Source organism: Paenibacillus sp. FSL H3-0329 (assembly GCF_037963285.1).
Lineage (GTDB): Bacteria > Bacillota > Bacilli > Paenibacillales > Paenibacillaceae > Paenibacillus_AQ > Paenibacillus_AQ odorifer.
The window spans coordinates 376,295-400,049 of the sequence record NZ_CP150150.1 but is presented as its reverse complement, the minus strand read 5'-3'; the positions used below and the strand labels follow the sequence as shown (position 1 = coordinate 400,049).

General features: G+C 44.7%; 18 protein-coding genes. 4 read left to right on the top strand and 14 right to left on the bottom strand.

Features of this window, described 5'->3' with window-relative positions:
• Window positions 1–32 precede the first annotated feature (32 nt).
• Both NSQ66_RS01775 and NSQ66_RS01770 read right to left on the bottom strand, forming a co-directional pair.
• Entirely contained in the window at window positions 33–761 is a 729-nt protein-coding gene (locus tag NSQ66_RS01775) for a LytTR family DNA-binding domain-containing protein (RefSeq protein ID WP_076101193.1), read from the bottom strand.
• Window positions 758–2,362, bottom strand: coding sequence for a sensor histidine kinase (locus NSQ66_RS01770; RefSeq protein WP_269473521.1), 1,605 nt, complete (start codon window positions 2,360–2,362; stop codon window positions 758–760). The genes NSQ66_RS01775 and NSQ66_RS01770 overlap by 4 nt, the downstream gene beginning before the upstream one ends.
• A gap of 261 nt (window positions 2,363–2,623) precedes the next feature.
• Here NSQ66_RS01770 and NSQ66_RS01765 point away from each other — a divergent pair, with 261 nt between their 5' ends.
• Window positions 2,624–3,139 (top strand): nucleotidyltransferase family protein, encoded by a 516-nt coding sequence (locus tag NSQ66_RS01765; protein WP_051491511.1) that lies wholly within the window; start codon window positions 2,624–2,626, stop codon window positions 3,137–3,139.
• Window positions 3,140–3,213: 74 nt separating this feature from the next.
• On the opposite strand, the gene NSQ66_RS01760 is transcribed toward NSQ66_RS01765, so the two are convergent.
• Window positions 3,214–4,728 (bottom strand): methyl-accepting chemotaxis protein, encoded by a 1,515-nt coding sequence (locus tag NSQ66_RS01760; protein ID WP_051491509.1) that lies wholly within the window; start codon window positions 4,726–4,728, stop codon window positions 3,214–3,216.
• 234 nt (window positions 4,729–4,962) lie between these two features.
• On the opposite strand from NSQ66_RS01760, the gene NSQ66_RS01755 reads away from it, so the two are divergent.
• Window positions 4,963–6,057, top strand: a complete 1,095-nt coding sequence (locus tag NSQ66_RS01755) for a GGDEF domain-containing protein (protein ID WP_038568323.1) — start codon at window positions 4,963–4,965, stop codon at window positions 6,055–6,057.
• Window positions 6,058–6,175: 118 nt separating this feature from the next.
• Here NSQ66_RS01755 and NSQ66_RS01750 read toward each other — a convergent pair whose 3' ends face one another.
• Window positions 6,176–9,298: an EAL domain-containing protein gene (locus tag NSQ66_RS01750; RefSeq protein WP_076141399.1), complete on the bottom strand. Its 3,123-nt coding sequence runs from the start codon at window positions 9,296–9,298 to the stop codon at window positions 6,176–6,178.
• 305 nt (window positions 9,299–9,603) lie between these two features.
• Here NSQ66_RS01750 and NSQ66_RS01745 point away from each other — a divergent pair, with 305 nt between their 5' ends.
• Both NSQ66_RS01745 and NSQ66_RS01740 read left to right on the top strand, forming a co-directional pair.
• The gene (locus NSQ66_RS01745; protein WP_167348483.1) at window positions 9,604–9,747 is read left to right on the top strand and encodes a hypothetical protein; all 144 of its coding nucleotides are present in this window, start codon (window positions 9,604–9,606) and stop codon (window positions 9,745–9,747) included.
• Window positions 9,748–9,921: 174 nt separating this feature from the next.
• The gene (locus NSQ66_RS01740; protein ID WP_076101188.1) at window positions 9,922–12,204 is read left to right on the top strand and encodes a TPM domain-containing protein; all 2,283 of its coding nucleotides are present in this window, start codon (window positions 9,922–9,924) and stop codon (window positions 12,202–12,204) included.
• A 91-nt stretch (window positions 12,205–12,295) separates the two neighbouring features.
• On the opposite strand, the gene NSQ66_RS01735 is transcribed toward NSQ66_RS01740, so the two are convergent.
• The 10 genes from NSQ66_RS01735 to NSQ66_RS01690 all read right to left on the bottom strand — a co-directional run bounded on the left by NSQ66_RS01735 (window position 12,296) and on the right by NSQ66_RS01690 (window position 23,738).
• On the bottom strand, window positions 12,296–13,912 hold the full coding sequence (locus tag NSQ66_RS01735) for an ATP-binding protein (RefSeq protein WP_076141400.1): 1,617 nt from the start codon (window positions 13,910–13,912) through the stop codon (window positions 12,296–12,298).
• Window positions 13,913–14,104: 192 nt separating this feature from the next.
• Window positions 14,105–14,893 (bottom strand): formate/nitrite transporter family protein, encoded by a 789-nt coding sequence (locus NSQ66_RS01730; RefSeq protein ID WP_339279517.1) that lies wholly within the window; start codon window positions 14,891–14,893, stop codon window positions 14,105–14,107.
• 416 nt (window positions 14,894–15,309) lie between these two features.
• Window positions 15,310–16,410 carry a toxic anion resistance protein gene (locus NSQ66_RS01725; RefSeq protein WP_038568314.1) on the bottom strand — a complete coding sequence of 367 codons (1,101 nt, stop codon included), beginning with the start codon at window positions 16,408–16,410 and terminating at the stop codon, window positions 15,310–15,312.
• Window positions 16,411–16,421: 11 nt separating this feature from the next.
• The gene (locus NSQ66_RS01720) at window positions 16,422–17,129 is read right to left on the bottom strand and encodes a hypothetical protein (protein ID WP_036687454.1); all 708 of its coding nucleotides are present in this window, start codon (window positions 17,127–17,129) and stop codon (window positions 16,422–16,424) included.
• A 34-nt stretch (window positions 17,130–17,163) separates the two neighbouring features.
• Entirely contained in the window at window positions 17,164–18,219 is a 1,056-nt protein-coding gene (locus tag NSQ66_RS01715) for an ATP-grasp domain-containing protein (protein ID WP_036687430.1), read from the bottom strand.
• A complete protein-coding gene (locus NSQ66_RS01710; protein ID WP_038568311.1) occupies window positions 18,216–19,049 on the bottom strand; it encodes an HAD family hydrolase in 834 nt (277 codons plus the stop codon). The genes NSQ66_RS01715 and NSQ66_RS01710 overlap by 4 nt, the downstream gene beginning before the upstream one ends.
• Window positions 19,046–20,197: a cysteine protease StiP family protein gene (locus NSQ66_RS01705; protein ID WP_038568308.1), complete on the bottom strand. Its 1,152-nt coding sequence runs from the start codon at window positions 20,195–20,197 to the stop codon at window positions 19,046–19,048. Before NSQ66_RS01705 ends, NSQ66_RS01710 begins: the two co-directional genes overlap by 4 nt.
• Window positions 20,178–21,488, bottom strand: a complete 1,311-nt coding sequence (locus tag NSQ66_RS01700; protein ID WP_038574026.1) for a phosphoribosyltransferase family protein — start codon at window positions 21,486–21,488, stop codon at window positions 20,178–20,180. The genes NSQ66_RS01705 and NSQ66_RS01700 overlap by 20 nt, the downstream gene beginning before the upstream one ends.
• 76 nt (window positions 21,489–21,564) lie before the next feature.
• Window positions 21,565–22,773, bottom strand: a complete 1,209-nt coding sequence (locus tag NSQ66_RS01695; RefSeq protein WP_235219550.1) for an HpcH/HpaI aldolase/citrate lyase family protein — start codon at window positions 22,771–22,773, stop codon at window positions 21,565–21,567.
• 224 nt (window positions 22,774–22,997) lie between these two features.
• Window positions 22,998–23,738 (bottom strand): TerC family protein, encoded by a 741-nt coding sequence (locus tag NSQ66_RS01690; protein WP_036687425.1) that lies wholly within the window; start codon window positions 23,736–23,738, stop codon window positions 22,998–23,000.
• Window positions 23,739–23,755 lie beyond the last annotated feature (17 nt).

Here is a 23,755-nt window from a genome sequence, read left to right as displayed (position 1 = left end):
ATGAGATGACGGAAATGAAGAATGAATTGCATTTATAAGCGCATAATCTGCCTGAATTCTTTTACCTTACTACGACTTACCGGCACTTCAAAATCTAAATCATGCAGGCGCAGCAAATACGTATTGTTGAACCACGGGATGATTTCCTTGATCTTGGACAGGTTAACAATATAGGAACGATGGCAGCGAAAAAAACGATCCTGCGGCAGCCGCTGAAAGAAATCGCTAATACTAAGTGCCATGCTGTATTCCTCACCTTTAGTCATCACACTTGTACTTTTTTCCTGCGCGGAGGCGTAATAAATATCGTCGGCATTCACTACGATAATCTTTTCATTTTTCCACAGATTGACCTTGTCACTGACCGGATTACGCTCCTCTTCCCCCTGTCGTCCACGGCTGGCAAACGCATTTTCCAGCTTGTGCAGCATGGCTTTAATGCGAACCTCGCTATACGGCTTAAGAATATAGTCAAAAGCTTCAATCTCAAACGCCTCAGCGGCATGCTCCTTATACGCAGTGATGAACACTATGTAGGGTTTTACCGAGAATCTACTGATATTCTGTGCCAACAGCACCCCATCGATAGAGGGAATATTAATATCCAGAAAAATCACATCTACCGTATCACTCTGCAAAAATTTAAGCGCGTCCAGCCCATCTTCAAACTGTGCCGTTATATCGATCCCGCTGTGCGTCTCTATTAAATAAGCCAGCTCCTGTCTTGCCAGCTCTTCATCCTCTACGATGATCGCTCTCATTGGTCCTCCTTTTTAACATCAAAAAAGATGTTCGTCCCTTTATCCAATCTCTGAATGGTAAGTCCAGTCCCATAGATCAGCTTTACCCGTTGGTGTACATTAAACAGCCCGATTTTATTCTCCGGCATATCGCCAGTATAGACTTTCTCTATCGTTTCCTCGCTGATGCCAGCTCCGGTATCGCGAATGCCCACCCGTACGGTATCCCCGTGGTCTTTTACAGAAATCGTTACTGTTCCTGTCCCTCTTACCTTCAGTATGCCATGTATAATCGCATTTTCTACAAGCGGCTGAATGATCAGACTCGGAATCCGAACCTGAACCTCATCAATATCATAAAGCACGTTAAGCCGGCTTCCAAAACGCGCCTTTTCGATCTCTACGTATTGCTGGACCTGCTGTAGCTCTCGTTTGATATCAATGAATTCATCGGTAAGCTCCAGATTGTATCTCATATAACCGGACAGATTCACAATCAGCTCACGCGCCTTATCCGGATTAATTCGAATCGAGGACGCAATCGCATTCAGTGCATTGAATAAAAAATGCGGGTTAATGCTGGTCTGCAGTGCCTTCAGCTCCGCTTTGTTCGCCATTTCCTTAATGCCTTCCACCCGCGACACTTCCATCAAGGTAGAGATCATTTGCGACAGACCCACGGCCATAGCTTGAAGTGAGTAGGTAATCTTGTGGGCTTTGGTGTAATAGATTTTGAGTGCTCCCGTCACCTCACCCTTTTCCTTTAAAGGAATGATGATCAGCGACTTGATCTGCGGATTCACGTAATCACTATCATCGTTACGGATGGTAATTTCACCACTGGACAACGTTACTTTAGTTTCCTCACTGATAATATCGTTAGTTGTCTCATAATCCTCCTCACCCACACCAACATAGGCACGAATAAACCGAGTATCGGTAATGGCTACAGCGTCTGCACCGATATCCTCTTTGATAATCTGGCAGATGGTTCGCAGTGACTCCTGATTAATATTGCGAAAATACGGCAAGGTCTTATTGGCAATATCAAGCGCCAGCTTGGACTGCTTAGCCGCGATCCGTTCCTTCTCACCTTCCACGCTCTGCACTAACACAACAATCAGGCCGACACTAATCTGGCTCATAATCATCGGAAAAGCAATCTTGGACACGATATCCACACCCAGCGCCATCGGTTGAGCCATCGCTAGAATGAGCAGCATCGTCAGTGCCTCACAGGCCATTCCCGCCAAAATGCCTGCTATCCAGCGACGCTCACCAGAGGTGCGGCGATAGATTATCCCAGACACTATGCCCGCGGTGATACTCGTAATCAGACAAGGAAGAGAGGTTACCCCTCCGATATCAATCAGAAAACGGTGAACCCCTGAGATGATGCCTGTTATAAGTCCAACCCATGGCCCGAACAAAATCCCGCCAGATACGATGGCGATAATTCGTACATTCACAAGCGAACCTTCCACATTAATTCCGCTATAAGTGCCGAAAATGGCAAATAAGCTGAAGATCATCGTTGCAATAGCAAGCTCTTGCGGAGCGTAACTCCCTTTTTGAAAAACCTCTTTAAACCGCGGCAGACGAGTCAATACAAATAGACACATCAGCAATAACGCAGCTCTTTCCAACAATTGCAGTAATATAGTAAACGTATATTGCACGGTCACCGCCTCCAAAGGTCTCGATGTCGATTCATTATAAAGATAGTTCATGCCTCTGTCCATTCAGCCTGTCCCTTTATACCTCTATTGAAACTCTTGTTGTATGATATTAACAGATTGGAAGCATGAATATTAGGAGGTGGCAGTTTGCGCAAGATAGAACACGAGGCAGATATCATTCAGCTTGTACATAATGATCCCTGGATGATGGATATTTTAGAAAATGCCAGATCGCTACAGTTACCTGACTGGTGGGTTTGTGCGGGGTTTGTACGTTCAAAAATCTGGGATACCTTACATGGATTTGAAGAACGGACCCCTTTGCCAGATATTGATGTTATTTATTATGACGGCAGCAATCTTCATGAGGAAGTGGAAAAGCAATGGGAGGCAAAACTAAGAGATTTAAATCCCCATGTGCCATGGTCCGTTAAGAATGAAGCAAGAATGCATACCATTAACAACCTTGCACCCTATACGTCATCTGTAGATGCCATCTCCAAGTTTCCGGAAACAGCTACAGCGCTTGGGCTTTCCTTAGATGAATACGGTAAGGTTATCCTAACCGCTCCGCATGGGATTGCGGATGTTATTAATGTAGTGTTGCGGGCTACCCCTCATTTCAACAATAATCCAAGCTTACTCCCTATTTATGAAAAACGAATTGCACAAAAAAACTGGCAGGCAACGTGGAAGCAATTGCAGGTCAGCGCTACCTAAAGCTAAGTTGTGTTAGCATCGGAATAAAAAAACAGCAAGCCTCTGCTACAGAAGGGCTTGCTGCTGTTGCTTTATTACACCGCTAAATCAATACCCACCACGCCTACTACATCTCCCTGACGATTCCGGATTGCTCTAGATAATGTAATACAAGAACGTTTCGTAATCGCAGATACGTAAGGTTTAGAGACATATTCACCTTCATTCATGGCCCCATTCCACCAATCACGCCGCTTAGCATTCAACAAGCCAGCCGCTGGCTCGGAGTAGATAAAGGTTCCATCCGTCCGATTAGACCAAATGGCTTGTACATCTGGAATTTTCTTAATGTAAGCGTTCAAAACACCTTGATGAACTTCAGTATCTGGAGCGTAAAGTTCTTCCTTGGCGGAAATCGTCTCCAAGAGACTCTGCATTTCCTGAAGCCGGGCTGCATATTGGCTCATCTCAATTTCCGCTCTGCCCGCAATGCTAGTAACCGATTGCTGCAAGGATTGCGACTCCGCTAACAGATTGGCGCTGACTTCGTTCAGCTGCCCAATTTGATCCCGCTGCCGTGTCACCTGCTCCAGCGTAAGGTCTACATTGGCAATCGTCTCATTCACGATCGCCACCGCACCGCTCAGCTCCGTTGTCACTTCTACAATCAGCTTGCCCTGCTTCGCGGCAGCATCGATTGTTTCCGTCACGGCGCTGCCTACTTCATCTACTCTCGACGCGATATCATCGAGTCGAAGCTTCACCGTGCCGACCTCGTTCACCCCACGCTCCACTGAGACTTGCTCTTTCGTAACGGATTCCAGCACCTGCTGTACTCCATTATTAATGTCAAGCAAGATGCCTGAGGAGCGGTCTACCGAGCTCTTGCTTTGATCAGCCAGCTGCCGAATCCGGCTGGCCACTACTGCAAATCCGCGGCCCTGTTCACCGGCCCGGGCCGCTTCAATAGAAGCATTCAGCGCGAGCAATGAGGTCTCATTCACAATGGAGTTAATCAATGTATTGATCTCCTCTACCATCGCAATATGATTACTCAGGGTAGTAAACTTAGCTAACATGTCCCCACTCTGTGTTTGCAGATCCTTCATCACCCCATCTGCAATGCTCAGGGAATCTACCATTGCTGTCATTCCTTGCCGGGCATATTGCATATTCGAGCCTAGTTTTTCCGTCAATTCTTCGATATGTGCTGTAACTGAAGCTACACCGCCCATCGTCTGATAGGCCCCTTCAATATTGGCTTTAGCTTCGTTGCTGCGAATCCTTAAATCCGTTTCATACGCGTGTGAATAATCCGCTGTCTGCTGCAGCTGCTCTGTATGGCGGCTGATTTCTTCAAGTGCACCATGCAGCCGATCCGAGGTAACTACAATCTCATTGCCAAGAAGCTCCACTTTGTTCTGTGACTCCTTCAGCAGCGCTTCTTTGCGATAACCGTAGCGGGATGTATTCAGCGAGAACCATCCTAGAGAACCCATAAACAGAATAATCACCAGCTTATGAATCCAGAGCATGTCAATCAATAAGCTGTACACACTGACAAGAAGCAACAGGACGACTACAAAAATCTGGTTTGGACGGATCTGCATCTTCAATTCCACTCCACTCGATTGATGTTATGTATTCTAACATTATATCAGCAGAGTTAATTAAAGGAAATACTTTCTATAGTATTCCTTTTCGTTCAATCATTCCCCGGGCCAGGCAATCTCCCCTTATAAAGATGCTTGTTGAACTCCCGCTTCCAAGAAAGCCATCAAGAGGAAACCTGAGCTTATTGTCGAATATATAAGCATATTGCCACTGGAAAAGAGGATCACATTATGCGCGCCACACCTCAAACTCCTCGTCAGACCTATTGGAATCGTGTGCTTCTCAATTCATTCTGGATCATCCTGATTGTGTATTTAAGTATTCAGTTCATTGTTTCTCTATCCTTATGGAGCCAGCGTCCGGAAACCCCAACCAGGAACGATTATATTGAGCACTCGTTGATTTCTGATTCCATCATAGTGAGTTTGATCATTATTCTAGAAGTAATCTATAGATGGAGGCCTCTGTGGGCCCAACTCGCCATTACGGTTGCAAGCCATCTATTTGCGGTTTTGATTATCGTCAATCTCAGCGATGAGTTGCATGTTAAATCATTAATTATGCTGTTCCCGCTACTAGTCTCGATGATCTATCTGAAGAGCAGTTATATGATAGCCACTTCTGCTATTTCTCTACTGTACACGATCATTTTATTCATCAGGACACCCATTCACGAGTACTTACCGATCACCCAAACTATCATTATCGCTCTTATTTTTGCAGGCACTGCTTTGGCAGGTTTTGCAGTAATCGTTCGTGGACGTGATTTGATGCAATCCCTGCAGAACTCCGTTAAGTCAGAACAGGAATTACGCATTCAGAATATAATTATGGATCGTCTATCTAAGATAGACCCCCTGACTGATCTGTATAATCACAAGACTTTTCACGAATATTTAGGTTGGCTAATTGAGCATCAGCAGAGTAATCCATTCTCCATGCAGCTTGCCGTTATGGATATCGATAATTTCAAAAAAGTAAATGATTGCTATGGACACTCCGTTGGAGATATCGTATTACAAAAAGTCGCAGCGATTCTGCTCGAGTATATCGGTCCTGATGATTTCGCCGCGCGGTACGGTGGCGAGGAATTCATTGTCATTTTGACTACCAAAACCTTTGAGCGATCCTATGAAATCATGCAACAAATTCTAGCCAAAGTAGCCGATACCCCTTTTGCCGAAATGGAAGGTAAAAGCATAACCGTCAGTATCGGGATGCATGATTACACAGGCGCAGACTCCAAAAATTCCACTTTTCAGCAGGCTGATGATGCACTTTACGAAGCTAAAAACACCGGGAAGAATAAAATTGTCATCAGCTAGTGACAAGCTCCACAGACACTGTTTATCTGTCGGAGCTTGTTTTTTTGCAAAGACTTAATCTCAGAAGCATTACACACCAAAAACCCCCACCTTGTAGATGAGGGCTGTGTATCAACTGCTATATTCCGTAACGCTTCTGAGGTTCCAAAAGCTCCACCACTTCCTGCTTCGGAACAGGTCTGCTAACCAGATACCCCTGTACCTTATCGCAGCCCGATTTTCTGAGGAAATCCAGCTGGCTGATCTCTTCCACTCCCTCCGCAACGACCTCCAGCCCCATATTGTGTCCCAGCTGTATAATGGTCTGCACAAAAGACTGGCTGTAAGCTTTTTCCGAAAGCGAATCGATAAAGGTTTTATCCATTTTAAGCGTAGAAATCGGCAATTGCTGCAAATAACTAAGAGATGAGTACCCCGTTCCGAAATCATCCAGCGCAATACGAATGCCTTGGGATTTGAGGAATTGAAGCTTATTCACGATACTCTCAAACGATTCCATAAAGATAGACTCGGTGATTTCCAGTTCAAGACAACTAGGCTTTAGCCCGCTTTCAGCCAGACTTTCCTGCACCATCTCGACGAAATCATCCTGCAATAGTTGAATAATGGAAATGTTAACTGATATCTTGTAAGGAATGCCCATACGATCTTGAATGCCCTTCATAAAGATGCACGATTCCCTAAGCACCCATTCTCCAATATAAATAATCAGCCTGGAATCCTCGGCGATTTTGATAAAAGAAAGTGGAGATACAAAGCCCAGCGTTGGACTATTCCAGCGAATTAAAGCCTCAAAACCAGAGATTAATCCAGACTGGATATCCACCTGCGGTTGATAATATAGCTCAAACTCATTATTATTCATGGCACTGCGCAAATGCTTCTCTATATTCATCCGTTCATTAAACGCAGTATGCATGGATTTGTCATAGACCACATAAGTCCCCTTGCCATCCTCTTTTGCCCGGTACATAGCGACATCCGCATTTTTTAAGATTTGCTCGGTGGTCTCCCCATCTTCCGGATAAAAGGAAATTCCGATGCTTACGGAAACGTACAAATAACTCTCTCCGATTAAAAAGGACTGCCTGAATGCTCTCATGATACGCTCCGCCAGGTCTAACACATCCTCGTGGTTTTCTATATCCTTAATAAAAATCACGAATTCATCCCCACCGAGCCGAGAGAGCATATCCCCTTCACGCACCAACGACTGCAGCCTTTTGCTAGCCTTCTGAATGAGAACATCACCGGATTTATGCCCTAAGGTATCATTGATGTATTTAAAATTATCGGTATCTACGAACAACAGCGCCGCCTTGCCTCCTGAACATTGCAGATATTTCTCCATAGATTCCAGTAGACATACACGGTTGGGTAAATTACTAAGCTCATCCACATAAGCTAGACGATGCATGTGTTTTTGATTCTCCACCAGCATATCGTATTGCTCTACAAGCTCCTGCTGTGTGGCTGTTAGCTGTTCATAGGTTGCCTCAAGCTCCTGATAACTGTTGCTCAGCTTTAGCTCTACCTGCTTCCGCTTACTAATATCAATCAGCGAACCGATAAATAACACAACTTCATCCTTTGGATCAACGATAGCTTTACCACTTACCTCAAACCAGACGAATTGATTATCTTTGGTCCGCATGCGGTATTCCGTCTCGTAGATAGGTGTTAAACCTGCCAGATGATCATGTCTTGCCTTTTGGGATGATGGCTGGTCATCGGGATGAATAATACTAAGCACCCCATTTTCGAATGAATTAATTTCATCCTCCGTATAGCCCATGAGCTTGTACCAGCGATCCGATAGATTATACAGTCCTGTCTCCCAATCAAGCTCCCACATGTAAGCACCAGAACCCTCTGTCGCGAGACTGAACCGTCGTTCACCTACCTGCAGCTTAGCAAATTGCTCCTGTAGCTCGACCTCTGTCGCTGACAGCTCTTCGTAAGTAGCTTCCAGTTCCTCATAACTTTGCTGAAGCCTTAGCTCATTTTGTTTGCGCTCATCGATATCCACTCCTACAAGCACAAAAATATCAGCTGCCTGCTTATCCAATCCTTTTAACAAGGTGGTCCGAAATGAAAAATACCGCGCTGCTGGCGAATTGTCCGGAAGTTTATGCTCAATATTATCAACATAGTCAAGCTGAACTGCCCTTTCCAGCAGATTCCGAATAGCCGCCGTACTGCCTGCCAGACCCTCGATATCCTCAATGTTTTTGCCCACTACTTCATTCTCGCATAGGCCCGTCATTCGCTCAGCGTAATTGTTAAACCGAACTACCTTTTTATCCGCCTGCACAGCCCAAACCACCATACCGCTATGCTCTATTACATCCTCAAAAAATTGCTGTTCCGAATAAACCGCACGCCGTAAGTGATTAATATACATTTTTAGCAAAACCGCACTAATGATTAGAAGACCAAGCAGAATAATGGCTCCCACAATAAATCTATTGCGCATCATAACTTTATAATAATCTGAATGAACGAAGAAATAGTGCTGATACAGCTCTTCAAAAGCACCGGAACGATGCAGGCGATCCAATCTCTCGTTAACATAAGTTACTAGCTCCGGAGCGGATTTACTTATTGCAAAAGCAACATCCCTAGGGTAGAGATTGCTCATTTTTTTGATAATACTCCCCTTCAATTTCTGTTCAGCAATCAGATAATCGATCACTTCCTGATTCTCAAATAGAAGGTCGATTTCCCCTTTTTCAAGAGCCTTTAAAGCTTCAGGAGTCGTTGCATACTCTATGTAATTTGTAATCCCCACCTTGCTATTCAGCACGGTTGCAGAATACTGTCCATTCCCTAACCCAATCTTATAACTTCCCAACGTCTTTAAATCGATCTCATCCTCAAGCTCTCGCCTTGCATAGATGGAAATATAGTTTTTAATAACCGGATCTGAAAATAACACCTCTTGGTTACGCGACTCCGTAATTGCCATAAGACCTGCTATCTCAATATCTCCTTGAATCAGCCGACTGTAAACTTCATCCCATTGCCCAGTACTGTAGTGAATAAGATAATCCTGCTTCTCAAAAATCATCGTGCTCAAATTAATATCAAACCCGGTCAAATACCCATTTTCTACATATTTATACGGTGGATATTCCAGTTCTACTTGGTACCTTATATCCTCTCTTTCGGCGTGAGCGGCTGTAGGAGGTACGAGCAAAAGCAGAAAAATAATCAGAAGCAACATTGTGCACCGCTTCATTGCCCAATTCCCCTTTTTGCAAAAATTTAGAATTTAAAGCATTATTCTAAAAAGTATTCGACAAAATATGGTAAGATTCCTGCTAATTCTTTCCTAAAACCACACATTATACGCAAATCCCCATCTTTCGATGGACTCTTTTATTTGTAAATGATAAAAGTTACGAAGTCTTGATTTTTATATTGCTTTTTACATAGAAAATGTGGATAATAGCAATAACGACAAACGATGATAATGATTATCATTATTATAAGTGTTAATAATTTCAATTTACTATATTTAAGTTAAAAGGAGACTGATCACCCATGAACGTTACCTCTACCCGAACAACATTACAGGTTGACGATTATCTGGATCTGCTCAATCTTGCCGTTAAAGTTGGAGATTTGAAATGGCAAAAAGAAATTAAATCCAGACTGCAATACATTCTCTGTCTGCCGACAAGATAATGCTTCTGAATATACGCCGTGTTCCCTTATTGGGAGCATGGCTTTTTTTGTTGGTATGCCGACATAGCTATATAATAATAGGAGTATCTCCAGGTCACCTGATGGTTAATGATATAGTATAATTATCAGCATAATATATAGAATAAAAAGCCCTTCAGATCGGAGCGTGTCAGCTTGAAAAAGTATATAGCTTTATTCTTAATGCTCAGCCTGTTATGGATACCCGGTGCATATGCCGCTGGAATTCCTGCACAGCAGGGATTCGTTACCGATAACGCTGAAATGTTCAGTTCCGCAGAAGCCGCGTCTATTTCTGCTACCGCTACTGGAGAACTCCTGACCATCCACGTACTCACTGTAGATTCCACAGACGGTACTCCAGCTGATAAGTATGCAGACAAGGTTTACGACTCGTGGAAACTGTCCACGCGGGATCTTCTACTGCTGATCTCCGCTGGTGACCAGTCCATTGAGCTAAATTTCTTAAATCCAGACTTTCAAAGCTCGTTAAATACTTGGTCTAAGAATCAGGGAGGGTCCTCGGGAAGTTCAGCCATCCAAAAACTGCTCGACACTTATTTCATTCCTTATGCCAAAAAAGGGGACTTCGCTGGCGGGACAAAGACTTTGATTAATGCCATCCATTCTATTGGAGATCGTGCCGGCAATACTGGAGGAACCGCAGGAAGCGGGAGCGCAGTCGGCGCCGGGAATGGTGTAAACCGCTCCAGCAGCTCCATGTTTATGATTGCAGCGATTCTTATCGGAGCCCTTCTAATCCTCCTTGTACTCTTTGTAGTGGTTACGGGCCTGCGTCGTCGCAAGCAGCTTAGCGAGCAACAGAAACAGTTATCTAATTTAATGGTCCAGGCAAATCGGGCACTGGAATCGCTAAATCCTTTTCAAGGGATCGTTCAAGGCAAGACGGGAGAGCTAGTCGAGGGTATTTCTAAGCGGCTGTCTGCCAAGCTCGTTGAAATCTCTGCACTACAAAGCGAAGGTCAAGGCGTTCAGCCGGCATTTTATCGCTTGGCTGCCCTCAAGACAGCTGTGAAACAATTACAGCTGACCGAAGCTTCCTTCCGCGCAGCGCTTGAAGAGGAAGAGAAACACATTGCTGTCATCAGCGAAGCTGACCGCAATGTCAAACAGCGTATTACAGAGCTGAAAGAGGATACGCCGGAGCTTGAAGAGCAACTGCAAGGTGCAGTTAAAGAAACCGGATATGAACTTCAAGAAATTGTAGAAGAACTTAAGGAGCTTGCGGAGGAGACAGCTAAGGCAGACCAATTAGAGCTTTTTGATCCCATTGCTGCACAAGAGGTTACCGAGGATGCACAGGAACGTCAGGAAAAGATCGAACAGGATCTGAAGGATGTTGATCTCTATGATGATAAGCTAAACAAATTCCCTACGGTATTAGCTGCGGCACGTGCCAAAATCACCGGGATCATTGAACAGAATTCACTGCACAATATGAAGGTTAAGCCATATGATCACCTGGAGCAGGCCCGCGCAGAATCGTTGACTCTTGAAGCGCCACTGCGTATAGGAGATATGGATGAGGTGCGCAGAATCGGCGCCAGTCTAGACCTTCTTCTGGATGAAGCTATTGCTATGACAGAGCAACAAGCACTGCTGCGGCAGAATAACCGTAGAGATCTAGAGACATTCCGCACCACATGGAGCCATTTGAAACAGCGGCGAGACGAGCTGCAGGCACGAATTACAGAAGCACGTGTACATTTCGAAGAACAGCATGTAGCTACTATAGAGAATATTCTGACGGAGTGGAGCACACGTCTTCGGGAAGGCGCAGGTGAAGTGGCGCAAATTGAGAACTGGACCAGTGATGAACGGGGCGAATATGACAAGGCCCACGATGCGCTGGAGCGCTTGCTGTCATTGCAGGATGAAGCTGGCCGGCAATATGACGGTGTCTCTGAAAGTCTAAATGTATTAAATGAAAGACTTGATAAAGTACAACGTCTCTTCTCCGAAGGACAAAGCCGGGTAGAGACGACCCAGCGAATGCTGCACAGCAGAGGCTTGTCTTCCAGAATCCGCTTTGAGTTGTCCTTATTGCCGGAATATAGCCAGTTGGAGCAACGGCTGTCATCCCGGCCTTACAACCTAGAGGAACTGGAATCGATTGGCCGCGCTTATGACGCTCACATCACTTCCTTTGTGAATGAAGCGAACCGAATCATTCGCCAAAAGGAAGAGGAAGAACGGCTGGCCCAGCTAGCCATGATGAGAGAGCAACAGCGGCGTGCACAAGCCCGTAAACGAATGTCCTCTGGTCCTCCTTCTTCAGGCGGATTCGGTGGGGGACGTTCCTCCGGCGGCTCTTCCTGGGGCGGAGGCGGCAGTGGCGGCAAATCCTCCGGCGGTTCTTCTTGGGGCGGTGGCGGCGGCAAATCCGGTGGAAATTCATCGGGTGGCTCAAAGTGGTGATTCCTCACACTTAGATGCAAATGGATATACAAAAAGACTCTTTCGCCTATACCGGGCGGAAGAGTCTTTTTAATTATGAATTATTGCTGTTTCATTTGTGGTATGAATGTGCCATTGGAAGATAAATTGTAACGGCTGTGCCCACTCCCTTTTCACTAGCTATTGCCACATATCCTCTGTGGGCAGTCACGATTTTTTTGACAATCATGAAGCCAAGTCCATTCCCATCGCCTCTGGTCGTGTGAAAGGGCTCCCCTAATTTCTCCAGAACTTCCTTGTTCATACCCTCTCCATTATCGGTAAAGGTAATCACCTGGAATTCATCCTTCACATCAAGAGTTACTGTAATGCTCCCGCCAAAAGGCAAAGCTTCCATTGAATTTCTTAGGATATTCAGGAAAATCTGCTTAATCTGATTGCGGTCACATTCGATCTCAGCATCATAATGGATCTTTGTATTCAACGCTATATTATTCATCTCCACCTGAATCGCGAAGATATTCAATACTTCCAGAAGGATCGTACTACATTGTTCAGTCATATAATGCGCAGCCTGCGGCTTACCCAGAATAAGAAACTCGCTCACAATGAGATTCATTCTTTCCACTTCTGACATAATGAGATCATAATGCAGCAGACGTGAATCTTTATTAGCCAGTTGAAGCATCCCTTTCACCGTAGTCAGGGGATTGCGGATCTCATGTGCAATGCTCATGGCCAGTTGTCCTGCGACCACTAGCTTTTCTGTATTGCGCAGCACTTCTTCCGTTCTTTTCATCTCCGTGATGTTGCGCAAACTTCCAATCACACGCGCTAAGTAACCATTCGCATCGTAAACGGGTAGTACATCTAACATATAATGCTCGAACAACCCGTTTTTCTCCTGAATCACTTCTAACCCGGCACATGCGACATGATGTATGATGACATGTTGAAAGTATGCGCCCACATTCCTAATTTCAAAGACACTAGTTCCAACAACAGACTCTTGATGCTCACCACCCAAATGAAGCATGGCTAAACCGTTCTCATTTATATTCACGACTGTTCCGAATTGATCTGTTATGATTACCCCTAAGTAATTGGTCTCTAGCAAAATCCGATTTAATAATTGCAGCTGAGAATTTCCTCTCCGCAACAAAATCTCACGTTCAATCGAGTCAGCCATCGTACAGAGCAGAGGCAGCAAATGGGGATGGGCTACATCTATATCTGCCATAAATGAAATTGTACCTAAGATTTCCTGCCCATTTTCTTTATAAAATGGAGCCGTACAGCATACTAAATGATGCAAAATATGATGGAAATGGTCTCGTCCTGTCAGCTGGAATGGCCTCTGATATTCAAGGGCTAAAGCGATTGAATTGGTACCCACCTCTTTGTTCATCTGCACGCCTTCTTTGATGCCTACCTGTCCTACGAGATCAATAATCGTCGCATCTCCCTGGAACGCCAATAGATAACCTGCATCATCCGAAATCGTAATTAGGATCGGGTTCCCCTTTACTGAGGACAGAAATTTTTTGACAAAAAATTCGATAACCTCAATCACTTCACTATATACGCTAAGCTGCGCTCCCAATTCATCAGCAGAATATCCCTTTGCAAAGACAGGCGGTTGCTCAGAATCAATTCCTTGGTCTATACAATGCTGATTGGAAGCCTTAATAATGGTCTCATCCGTCAGTATCCCTGTTGTCTCATCCAAAGCCCTTACCCCATTCTGTATGAATCTTCAATTTTGCATTGCATAATTATGTATTCTACCTCTCTCCCTCTAATCCTTTTCAATCCTTAAAAATCAAATAATCCCAATGTTAAAAAATAACTTTCTGCACAAAAAAACTCCACCCCTGTAAAAGAGCGAAGTTTTGGAGGATTATTATTTTCTGTTTTTCTGTTAATGCTTAGTGTCATCCAAAAAAGGTTTATTCACATAATAATACATTACCCCCATCAGTACGCCACCGCCAATTAAATTACCGATCGTAACGGGGACAAGGTTATGGAACACTCCATACCACGATACCGTTCCGGGATGATCAAGTACAAGCGCAATCGCAAAGGTACACATATTGGCAATACTATGCTCATAGCCGGAGATGAAAAAACAGAATACGAATAAGACCATTGCGAACATTTTGGCCCCATCGCCTTTCATATTCATGGGTATAAAAAAAGCCATACAAACGAGCCAGTTACAAAGAATGGCCCGAAAGAAAAGCTGACCTGCCGGGGCTTCCATCTTATGCTCCACTACATATAACAAAAATCCGTTTACATCTGAGCTATAGAACAGTCCTGTCAAAAAAATCAGCAAGGCAAAAACGGCAGCTCCAAGAATATTACCGATATAACTCATGATCCACATGCGGACAACCTCAGACAATTTCATTTTCCGTCTTAGTGCCGTGTATGTGTAATAAAAAGTATCTCCGGTGAATAAATCCCCACCACCAAAAGAAATTATAATAATAGCCGCTCCGAAAGTTATCGCAGCCATTGGATATGCAAAGGGGGATTGCTCCATAAAGAAATAGTTGCCTGTCTTAAAGGCTACAATTACACCGAATCCGATAAACATACTGGCCAGCATGGCTCTGGCAATATAGCGCATTACGCTTTGCCGGAATATCTTCTGTTTCTTAAGTGCTAAATGTTCAACCTGAAGCAGCGCCTCGTTCTCCATGTGACCTCCTTAGGGATTTTGGTATTTCCAGCTGATTATGGGCTAATCGTACAGCCTTGCGTTATTATACCCAATAACCCGCTGGAAATTACTTGAACCAATTCACGCCAAAAAATCCCTGAATACTTACGGGGAAGCGAAGCTACCTCTTGCTAATTGTCTTCATTCATTTTAGCAATGGCTTCTGCTTTTTCACTGCTGGCGACGATGATAAGCACGAGTATCAAACAGCCTAAAACCATAGCCTATCCCCACTTCCTCCACATGTAGTCTTGTGACAACTTATGTATGTGGATAGGGCTTTATGTTTGGCTACAGCAAACTTCATTTGATTAGACCAAAAAAAGCAGAGCAGCGAGCCCCCAGAAACGAAGGCTCACTGCTCTGCTATATTTTTACGGTCTTTTTTTAACTAATTAGTTCAAGAAACTGCTCAGTTGGCTCTCTGCTACACCTTGTTTCAGCGCCTCAGGCTTGTCCGCTTCATTGAGACCTAGACGATTGCCCAATTGGGTATTGATCGTCGTCATTTTGGATGTATAATCCTGGCAGCTCTCGATAATACGACGGTTTGACTGTTCCGAAGTGTCTAATGCGCTAAGCAGATCGCCGATCGCTTGATTCACGGCTTCCATAGACATGGAAGGTTTGGATAGAAGCTCGGTCGTTTTTTCTGTAGTCGTACGCAGCAAGCGTGCATTTTCTTTAAACTGATCTTCAATCGTCTTATTTGTTGCTTCTACAGCATTGATAACATTCTCCTGATCGGCCAGCGACATCGCAATCATTGCCGACACTGTGATCAGATTAGAGGTCTTATCAATCGCATTATTCACGGAATCGATCAGTTTATCATTATTGTCATTGATGATATCTGTAGCAGCGATCGCTTGATTGTACAATAGAATCATCTCTGTCATGGACTGAATACGAACCATCACTTTACGTAGACCACGCTCCAGATAAGCTTTACGGAACTCATTCTCAGGCTTCGCAATCTCCACCTCGAACAGCTCTTTTAGCTTATTGCCGAAGGCAATTTTGGTCTGCAGGTTATAGATCTCCTCCATAGAGGTACGTTTCAGCTGGCGCATATTTACAATACTCTCTTCGAGGGTATCCCTGCCGTCGCGTAGACCGGTAACAATCGCATCAATATTCGTGCGGACAGACTGATATTTGTACACATAGTTCTTCATCGGACTCTTCCGCAGCATTTTGCCGAAAAAGCTAACATTCTTACTCTGTTGCAGATTTTCACACTCATTCCGCAGCTTCATAATCATGTTAGGCACTTCAACACGCTTACCGGACATCAGGTCATTTACCGGACGATCCAGAAGTTTGAGGGTTTGGCCTGCTTTCTCCTGCGTCTTCACCCCAAGCTTCCCGATATCATCCATTAAAGAATCCAACGTGACTGTATCTGTTTGGGATACCTTCTCGATCAATTGTGCCGCTTCTTCGACTACCTTTTGTTCATCTTCTTTTTTTAATTGGATCAACTGCGTGGACATGGGTTTCCCTCCTATAATTCGGAACTGCTATACCGCTGATGAATCAGTTCCGCCTTCGTCTGAAGTTCCATCAGGTCTTTATGTTCGATCGTCGAAGCAATATCCGATATTTTGGAATCAACATCTCTTAGACCGTTCAGCAGCGTTCTCCGATTCTTCGTCTTTGCTTCACCACTTAGGCGCAAAAATGGGTTAATCACACCATTCAAATCCTTCAGAATCAATCTGCGGACCGTGTGATTAATATCGCCATTATTGAGCTCCTGCAGCAGCGGAATTACACGTTGAAGTCTCGCAAAAAGCGCCAGTGATTTCTCGACAATTTCATTGTCCAGTGTATCCTTCTGCCCTTCGGAGATAATCATATCTTCCAGAATGCTAAGATACTCAACTACCGGAGCAAATTCCGGTCCAATCTTCGTCGGTTCGGCCTCAGTTCTACCACTATTGCCCGGATTAAATGGTGCAGCATTATTTGCCGCACTATTTAATTGCGGAGCATTTGCAGAGGGAGCTGGAGCAATAGGTACCGTCTCTGGACCTGCTGGCAGCACCTCAGCCGGAAGGTTGGTTCTCGGACTTCTCGTTGCAAGAACCCCTACAGCAGCACCTGCTACAGGCAACAGCAAGGAGAGTAACTCAGGCAGAAAAGAGCTCGTTAATACAGCGACAACATAGCCAATACCGGCATACAGCAATATTTTCGATTTAAATTTAATTTTTCTCACCTCTTGTGAGCGAGATTGCGAACGCTCAATTCACGGGATCCGAAATTACGGATTCGCCGTTTATTTTCATAATTAGCGGCTGCTCTACATGGCTGGCAAGCACATTATCGCCGAACTCCGCAGGCTGTACCTCTCCGCCGAGTGCACTTTTGACAGCCAGGTATGGAAAGTTAATTCCAGACAGACAAGAAATATGAAGACCTCCAGACATCCGGGGGTTAATCTCCAGCAGTTTAGGAATTCCACCACTATACTTCATTTGAATATTGAAATTGAAAGGTATTTTATATACCTCTGCTACCCGAGAAGCGATCTCCTCCAGCTCCGGAATATGCTCCATCAGCCGCAGACGGCCGCCAGCTTTACGACGGGGCACAGCCGCTAACAGTCTGCCGTTCTCATCTGACAAGCAATCTATACTGTATTCATAACCTTCCAGCAATTCCATCACCATAAGTTCAGGGAATGTAGCTTCACTTCCCAGAATACGATAAGCCTCTTCGAAGGATATCAGCGGTGTTACATGACCAAACAGCTCCTGCAGAGGACTACGTGTGTTATCAATGATACGGAAGCCGAGGCCCCCCTCTGTCTCCGTAGGTTTAAAGCATACGCGATGCCCTTTGGCTACAAGATCATGATAAGCCTCTTTGAACTGCTCTGCTGTACTGACCACATGATAATCAGGAATTGTCATAATCCCGGTTTCCTTAACACTTTCGTAGAACTTACCCTTATCCATGATGGTCTCCAACAAGTCCAAATCTCTACAGACCAGAACCTTGGTACCAATCGCATCAAACATAGCAGCATGCAAAGCTATATCCAGCATATGTAACCGTGGAATAAAGATATCGATCTCATTGCGGCGACAGAAATCCACACAAAATTGAACATATTCTATTCCAGTCAGTGCCGGTTCAGTCCCAGCAACATCAGCCCCTTGAAGTGACATATGGTGAATATCTGGGTGCGTGGCGAAGATTTGTACAGGAACGCCATCCTCATTATTGCGGATGAGATTCATATAATGGTAAGCGACGGAAAACCAGCGATTGAAATAAATGTTTACCTTTTTCATAGTGGCCCAACTCCCAATACGGTTAAGTTATTATAGATCATGTTTACATACTGTAGAATTTCATCACCAGCAAAAACACCCGCTTGCTTCGTAAAGGGATACCTTGATTTTACAAGACCACTCTGCTGCTCTGCAAATATTTCTCCATGACAAGGAGCAATCGCATAGTCCGCACTTTCTAGTAAACTCTTATCCAACAAGGAATCTCCCGATGCTACCATCGGTTCTGACCGAACCGTCCGGCGTACATAAACAATCGCATCACTTTTATTTACAGCGGCAGGAACGACATATAGCTTGCGCCCTTGTAAGGATACCCGCCAGCCCAAATCGTATAATCGCTCTGCCAGATTCGTAATCTCATCCATAGGTAATAAATCACGCACTACCACAAAGGTATAGAATAAATCATCACAATACCGCTCACTAATGATCCATTCCTCGTGCACTACAGACCTAACGTGCATTCTAACTTCTTCTGCCGCAGCCGATTCATTTTGAACAAGCCTGCCCACAGAAGCTCTCCAGCTCTTATCCACTTCGCCACCAATCAGAATATTCCCGCCATTACTAGTAATCGCGTAGTCTGGAATAATCGTGTCTTGAAACAGATTAATACGCTTATACTGCGCGATTGTACGTGTTGTAACGGGCATAAAGATAATACGGGAAGTAAGCTCCATCAGATCAGCCAATGCTTTTTGGGAAATGTATGAAACCGTCTTGCCATCCACAACCTCCGCAGGAACCAGGCCCGGAGTATTCTCCGGGACACCGATTGCATTTAGGGAATAGATTAACGTTCGGTCCAAATCACTGGCATAGATCATTCCGTCTCACCTCTCAGCGGTTTAATAATCCCGCAACAGGAATAGGTGAGTCCAGGGAATACTTCTACTGGAACCCCCCTATCCTCTGCTAAGAGAATAATATGACGGAGATTTGGATTATCCATAGTATCGACAAGAATCTTCCACGGTACTCTGCGCAGCAGCACTCGGGTTGTTTCTCCGACTCCGGGCTTGACCAAATTGATGTTATCTATGCCGAACACTTCTTGAATACTCTGAATATCACGCAGCCCCTGCCATGTAATTTCTGGCGGGGATTGCTGCATCTGTTCAGCAATCCCTTGTGCTTCTTCCGCAACGGAGGAGAAATACGGGCAGATCGCCGCAATGAATACATTAGATACATCCGTATCGAGCCATTCCTTGTAGAATTTAGCCCCATGGAATTCTTCCGGACCGATTAAATCATCGCGCAGCACTGTCCGGCTCATCAGCCCTGACACCGTAGAATTGAGGCATGCACTAGGAATAAGATAATCCTCTCTAGTACCGAACGTGCCTGAACAATTCCCGGGATCAGCCAATACGGCCAGGTCATCATTTAGCCGAATGCCATATTTCTCATACAGGCTGTTGCACGCTTCAATCAATACCTGGCGAATAGCTCCTTTCCCCGTCCATCCATCGACAAACTGCAAATCAGCGTCAAGCCCGTGCTTTTGCAGAATATAGAGGATTGCGTTCTCATCAATCCCCTTGCCCCGAATGATAGAGATACTATAATGCGGCAAATCAGCATCATATCGCTCTTGGATATAACGCTTAATCAGTACACCAATTGGTGTTCCCGCTCTTGCCAAAGAGACTAACACCGTATCAAGTCCCCGTTGAGCGACAATCATCTCAGAGACTACCGCTACTGCTAGAGCGACCTTCTCCGCAGATTGCTCCAGCGTCTCGTGAAATAACTCAATATACTGCTCAGTAGGCTGATATTCCACGGGCAGCATCTCAGAGTAATGTACACCTGATTGAATGGCGGCCTCTCTTTCGTCAGTCGCCCGCTCCAGTGAAACATCACTCAGATCCTTAAGCAAAAATATAACATCTGATGGAGAATAGCTGCCTAGCGGAACCGGTTCGGCTATACTTCTGTTTAGAATTTCTTCAGTTACTGTTCCCTTCATTGGTAGGGCCTCCACTTCTTCTTTCCGAGGTCAGTACAATAAGATGCACTTTATGGCGGGCCAGTTTCTTCAGTATATCAAGCATAGGTTTCATACGTTCATGCGGTACATCACGCTCAATCAGCACAAATATATCATCGTATTGATCAGGAGCTACATTATAGATAAAGTTTGTGATCTCCGGGTCGCCGGCTGAAGGATAGGCAGCAGCACTATGCACCCCATAATCCGGTCGACGCTCAGGGTGGATTGGACTTCTAGTGGAAGACTGATAAGCAATCCCTTCCCCCATTTCCGCCGCCACTCTCATCGGAAGATACATAAATTCCCCTACGCCCATTACCAAGGCTTTCGGTCCTCTACGCAATTGCCGCAGCTGTTCAGCTATTCGCTTCACACCCTGATCAAGCCCCGGATTATCCTGCGACACAATTCCGAAACGTCCACTATATTTCATATACGGCGCTGTGTTAATCTCACCATATGAATCGATAGAGGATACCTCCAGTCGTTCCATTCCATCTGGAGCATAAGTGGTTACAACCTCACACTCTAAAGCAGCCTCTCTATCCAGCTGCTCTGTATCCTTATTAAATACTGGTGAACCTATCACTTCAATATTCCCTTGCAGCAGACATAACGACTTAATGCGAATCCCCAGCTCCTGCTCAAGATCACTATAGTGTTGAAGATTGCTGCCGCTTCTCCAGTCCAAAAGGGAGACTACCACATATTCCTCCCGCGGGAACTTTGACTGAATATCCCGAATCGTATTGATCGCGGTTTTCCCAGTCGTAATCTCGTCATCTACCAATATAATAGGCTCTGTCCCAGATAATAGTTCGGTATCCAAGGCATAACATAGATGATCAACCGCATGAGAATGTTCTTCTACAAAACTTACAACAGACTCCAAATCAGGAATATGCTCACGCGTAGTATGAATATATGATGCCTGCTCAGCAAAGATGTTGTACACACTGTGACCCAGTGCAGTTGCCGTTTCTGCGAATCCAATAAAAACCACAGGCTTGGGCAAAACCAGCTGGGCCGCTAGCAAATGTTGATAGGCTTCCTTAGCAAATTCAGGATGAATCAGCCCATGAACCGCCATATCCAATAACTCTGTCATACGATCACTGTCCACGGAATCACCGTTCATCTCCTGATATAACAGCAGCGCCAACGCTGCTCCGCTTAGAAGTGAAGTATACGGATCGACGGGGATATGCTTGCCAAGCACCTTACTGACAAACAGAAAAGTCCGCTTTTTATTAATTCGCGCCGCCATAGAGAATAAAGAATCCAGAGGCATATGAAAGGGGTTAAAGGTTTCGGTTACATTCACTTGCAGGTTCTCGACTATGTTATACGTGCGTAAATTCGTTTTCGGGTAATAATCCGACAAAATGCTGTTGTTCATGTAACACCCCGTATATTTGAGATCGTAGTAAAGTTCGTCTTGCCCAATTGAGATGGGGCTTAATTTCATTCATTTTATTAAAATATTGACTCTTAAACACGCCCAAACTGCCATCATTACTTTCTACAATGCTTAAAGCATCAACGTATTCCTCATGCATAACCGTATACATCGCCTGAACAGGTCTGAGGTGAGAAGGATGGATAATCGTCTTGCCTACAATTCCATTCTCTTTATCTAAAATAACCTCACGAATTAGCCCGTCTACACTGCTCGAAATATAGCTATTCCGCATATCACGGCCGTTTTTGCCGTAAGTATCCTCAAATGGCGTCTGCCGTAGCTGCGGCCGGAGAACTCGATGGCCTTTATTCGCAAAATACTCCCAGACGGGTCCTGAGATCACATATCCCTCTTCAACCCGCCCAAACACATTGATAATGTCCGAGATACAGTCACGAATAGGAGTAAGATCATAAATACTAACATCAGGACTGCGACGCAGTCCGAACAGACTGGAGAAATCCGTTGCCCCAATTCTAACGTTTAGGACAAGTTCACGGTAATTACGGAGTAAATCACGGATAGATAGCAGACTGTCCACTCGACTTTCCCGATAAATAATAGGTGCAGTTTCCAAGATTGGCATCCCGTAAAGCACAGGATCATTATAACCACGCGTATTGTTGTACTCAGCTAACGTTTCAAAATATTGAATTCCATTGTCCACAGAGAACTTAGGAAAAACAAACCCTGTTAACATCGTTACCAAGGATCCCAAGCGGAAAATCATTTGCCGGAGTTGGTCCGGGTTACGTACTCGTATAAAAAGAAGCGGGAGGCTGTTTGCCGAATCCAGCTCATTTTCTGCGTAAGCAGCTAGATAAATAAGATGCTGGATAATAGACTCCTCTGCATTGTCAACCTGGTCATCTCCGATTGCGTCCTCCAGATCTATAATAACCGTCACCAGACCTGCATTCTTGAGCTTAATGATGTCTTCTGCAACACTTGCACGGGTAGCCGGCATATAGAGGGCAGCGCCGACAGCGTAGGCTAGCAGTTCCTTGTTCGTGGTATGATCAAATGAGATAGGCGGAGTGTAAAACAAAGAGTTTTCTTGTTCTTTCGTCAGGTAATCGAAGTATCTCAAATCGGTTCCCCCTTATAGTTTTGCGAAGCCAAGCAAAACAAGCGTAGACCTCTCCTCATAGAGAGTGTCAGAACCGGCAATACTGTCCCTTGGGATGGCATCTTGGCTCTCTCAAATATAAGTGAAGGCCTACGCTATAACATATACGATTACCTGAAAGAAGCAGGCGTTTCTATTCTTGCATGATCGGCTCCGACTTCTCTATGGTGCAATTACTTTTTTAATCATGCACTTTTGTGGGCATCTTTTTTCTTACGTCTAGCACTGTAGAGGATCGTACCCACGAATACCGCTATAAGGATTGTAAAGAATACGACATGCGGCAATTCAAAGCCAAAAGCACCCGCTAGCATCTTACCCGCAATAATGGCGATAAGCAGGAACGCTGCCTGTTCCAATTCAGGGAATTTATCAATAAGCTTCAAGAATACCTGCGCCACTCCGCGCATCATCAGAACTCCTAATATACCACCCATAAAGAGAACCCAAACCTGATCGCTAAGTCCAAATGCAGCAATGACACTGTCAATACTGAAAGCAATATCCATTAATTCAACAAGGAGAACCGTCTTCCAAAAAGAAGTGCCTTTATTCTCCGTATGCTCTTCGCCACTGCCCTTAAATAAACCTTTATATGCGATATAAAAGAGATACAGTGCACCAAGAACCTTAACCAAAGTAAACTTAATAAGAAATGTCCCTAGTCCAATGGCCAGGAATCTGAACAAATAAGCCCCTAAGATACCGTAGAAAAGTGCCTTTTTCTGCTGCTCCTTAGGTAGATGCTTAACCATAACGGCAAGCACAAGCGCATTATCTGCAGAGAGCAAACCTTCTAGTAGAATTAAGCTTCCGATAATCCCCCAGCTCACAGGATCAGAGAGCGTGCCTACTACATCACTCCATGAGAAAAAATGCCCGTAATTCTCACTAATATTTCTAAAAAAATCTGCGAACCAATCCATTACACTTTGCGCCTCCG